2 protein-coding genes are annotated in these 1,761 nt (G+C 68.0%); both read left to right on the top strand.

The window, feature by feature from the left end; all coding sequences use genetic code 11:
- Window positions 1-103 precede the first annotated feature (103 nt).
- On the top strand, window positions 104-310 hold the full coding sequence (locus AOZ13_RS13525) for a hypothetical protein (protein ID WP_021780874.1): 207 nt from the start codon (window positions 104-106) through the stop codon (window positions 308-310).
- A gap of 46 nt (window positions 311-356) precedes the next feature.
- On the top strand, window positions 357-1,761 hold a 1,405-nt coding region (locus tag AOZ13_RS13520), incomplete at its 3' end, for a glutamate--tRNA ligase (RefSeq protein ID WP_049934145.1).

The raw sequence follows: 1,761 nt of genomic DNA, 5'->3' as shown, positions 1-1,761 counted from the left end.
CCGGGGAGGATGTCATTCCCATCGGAAACTTAGATCCGAGTGGTGGTTCCCGGATCGCGGGAGTCGCGAACGGATACAAGTATCCCGGGCGTATAGAGACGGTATGGCGAACGCGACGCGCTCGGGACTACTGGGCGACGCCGTGGCGAACGGACGGCTGTGCGTGGCTGGCGTCGCCCTGCTCGTCCTCGCCCTCGTCGTCGGCGGGCTCTACTACGCGCGGGGCGACATCGTCGGCACGCTCAGCATCCTGTTCATGGTGCCCTCGGCGGCGCTCCTCATCGCGATCGGCGTCCGCGGGCGGAACTAGCGGCGAATCCAAACGAATTTCCTCGCACCCGCATTAGCGGACGGGTATGGACGAGGACCTCCGCAAGCGGATTCGCCGGGAGGCCGAGGCGAACGCGCTGTTCAACGCGTTGAAACACGGGAGCGACGCGCAGGTCGGCGCCATTCTCGGCCCGCTGATGGGCGCGAACCCAGAGTTCCGCGAGCACGGCGACGAGGTGTCGGGCGTCGTCGCGCCCGTCGTGAACGAGGTGAACGACCTCGACGAGGCCGAGAAGCGCGCGCGTCTCGAGGAGATCGCGCCGGAGCGCCTCGAAGAACTCGAAGCCGAGGACGAGGGCGAGGAGCACCCGCTGCCCGACCTCCCGAACGCCGACGACTACGACGAGGTGCGGATGCGCTGCGCGCCGAACCCGAACGGGCCGTGGCATCTCGGGCACGCCCGGATGCCCGCCGTCATCGGGACGTACAAGGAACGCTACGACGGCTGGATGCTCGTCCGTTTCGACGACACCGACCCGGAGACGAAGCGTCCCGACCTCGACGCCTACGACGCGATCCTCGACGACATCGACTACCTCGGTTTCGAGCCGGACGAAGTGATCACGGCCTCCGATCGGATGGAGACCTACTACGAGCACGCCCGCGAGCTCATCGGCCGCGGCGGCGCGTACACGTGTAGCTGTTCGGGCGAGGACTTCTCCGAGCTGAAGAACGCTGGGGAGGCCTGCCCGCACCGCGAGAAGAACGCGGGCGTCGTCCGCGACGAGTTCGAGGCGATGGTCGACGGCGAGTACGACTCCGGCGAGATGGTCCTCCGGGTCAAGACGGACATCGAGCACAAGAACCCCGCGCTGCGCGACTTCGTCGCGTTCCGGATGGTCGACACGCCCCATCCGCGCGAGGCGGCGAGCGACTATCGCTGCTGGCCGATGCTCGACTTCCAGTCCGGGATCGACGACCACCTCACGGGCGTCACGCACATCGTCCGCGGGATCGACCTACAGGACTCCGCGAAGCGCCAAGCGTTCGTCTACGACTACTTCGACTGGGAGTACCCCGAAGTCGTCCACTGGGGCCACGTGCAGGTCGACGCCTACGACGTGAAGATGAGCACGTCGACGATCAAGGGACGAATCGAGGCCGGCGAACTCGACGGTTGGGACGACCCGCGCGCGCCCACCCTCCAGAGCGTGCGCCGACGCGGCATCCGGGGCGAGGCCATCGTGGACGCGATGGTCGAACTCGGGACCTCCACTTCGGACGTCGACCTCGCGATGTCCTCGATCTACGCGAACAACCGCGATCTCGTGGACGACGAGACGCCGCGGGCGTTCCTCGTCCGCAACGGCTTCTCGCCGCGCGCGGAGGACGCGGAGCGGGACTACGCGGCCACCGAGATTCCCGTCGAGGGCGGCCCGGACGTCGCGCACCCGCCCGTCCACCCGAACCACGAGGAGCGCGGCGAGCGCG

Source organism: Halarchaeum acidiphilum MH1-52-1 (assembly GCF_000474235.1).
Lineage (GTDB): Archaea > Halobacteriota > Halobacteria > Halobacteriales > Halobacteriaceae > Halarchaeum > Halarchaeum acidiphilum.
This window is presented reverse-complemented; position numbering and strand designations above follow the sequence as displayed.

What these genes read in the sequence shown, in the direction of transcription:
- AOZ13_RS13525 (WP_021780874.1), top strand. Translation starts at nt 104, where the DNA reads ATGGCGAACGCGACGCGCTCGGGACTACTGGGCGACGCCGTGGCGAAC.